Annotated in this window: 1 protein-coding gene; it reads left to right on the forward strand. The window is 55.7% G+C overall.

The window, feature by feature from the left end:
• The coding region (locus tag U5A56_RS36770; protein ID WP_321927372.1) for an APC family permease at positions 1–1464 on the forward strand (1464 nt) is incomplete at its 5' end.
• Between the last annotated feature and the right edge of the window lie 50 nt (positions 1465–1514).

Here is a 1514-nt window from a genome sequence, read left to right on the forward strand (position 1 = left end):
ATCGACAGTAAAGAAGGGGCCGCGCTGCCGGAGTGCCCAGCACGCGCCGGTGAGAGTCGTCCCGCCACGCTTTCCGGGCAACTGGGGATGCTGGAAATCGTATTTACAGTGTTGGCGTATAACGCTCCGCTCACCGTTGTCACCGGCATGGGTGTCATGATGACCCTCGGCAACGGGCTGGGTGCTCCAGTCACGTACGTGGTCGCTGGGGCGCTCATTCTGATTTTCTCCGTGGGGTTTACTGCAATGTCGAAGCACGTACCCAATGCGGGTGCGTTCTACGCATACATTACCGCGGGGATCGGGCGCCCGTTGGGACTTGGTAGCGCGCTGATGGCGATGCTCGCATATGGCTTCATGATGATCGGCGTCTGCCTCTATGCCGGCATAGTCTGCGCTTCATTAGTGAAGCATCTGTTCAATGCAGAGCCGCTTATGTGGTGGGGATATTCACTCATCCTGCTTGCCGCAGTGGGCGTGTTTGGCTATTTGCGCATTACGTTTTCGGCTCGCGCTCTCACGCTCGCTCTGATCTGCGAAGTGTTGATCGTATTCGTATGGCAAGTTGCCGTAGCTGTGGCTAAGGGCGCCGCCGGCTTGTCGCCATCATGGCTGACTCCTGGCGCTGTTACATCGGGTTCCGTAGGGCTCGCCCTGCTGTTTGGGGTTACCTGCTTCGCAGGCTTTGAGGCTACCGCGGTATTCCGAGAGGAGGCTCGTGATCCGGAGGTGACTGTTCCACGAGCGACGTATTGCGCGATCTTGGTCATGGCCACGCTATTCAGCTCGGCATCATATTTTTTGATTTGTGCGTACGGCCCCCAATTGGTGTTGGAGAGGGCTGCAGCGGACCCGTCACAGATCTCCCTGAACGCGATCGGCCTCTATCTGGGTAAGGCTGGTCTAGAAGCCGTCAATGCTTTGCTGTGTTCGAGCGTTTTTGCCTGTTTGCTCGCCCTGCACAATATCCTTTCTCGATACATCTATTGCTTGGGGCTTGATGGCACGTTTCCGCGTGCCTTGGCGACTGTACATGAACGCCATGGTTCGCCTCATCGTGCCTCGGTCGTGGTGACCGGCTTGATGTTGATTATTCTGATCGGTGTGATAGAGAGCGGAGTCAAGCCATTTGGCGCGTTTGCGGTACTGACCGGAGTTGGCGGGTATTGTTTGCTACTGCTGCTGATTTTGACGTCATTGTCAGTACTGGTGTTCTTTGTGCGCAATATGAAAGGTCAGAGTTTTTGGAGAACGAAAGTTGCGCCCACAGTGAGTTTCTTTCTCCTTTCGTTCGTCGGGTGGCTGGCAACGGCAAATATGAGCGTTTTGACTGGAAATGTGCGGGTTGCTCAGGCTCTGATCGCTGTGGTTTTCGGAACGCTCTTGCTTGGTGTCCTTTATGCGCGGTATTTGAAGCGGGCGCGGCCGGAAATCTATCGTGCTATCGGGCGGCAGGTGATTTGATGCGACTCGGGCCATCGATCGCATAACGTGTGCGGTCTTCATAAAGCGTG

It is taken from the genome of Burkholderia sp. BCC1998, assembly GCF_905339875.1.
In the GTDB taxonomy this organism is placed as follows: domain Bacteria; phylum Pseudomonadota; class Gammaproteobacteria; order Burkholderiales; family Burkholderiaceae; genus Burkholderia.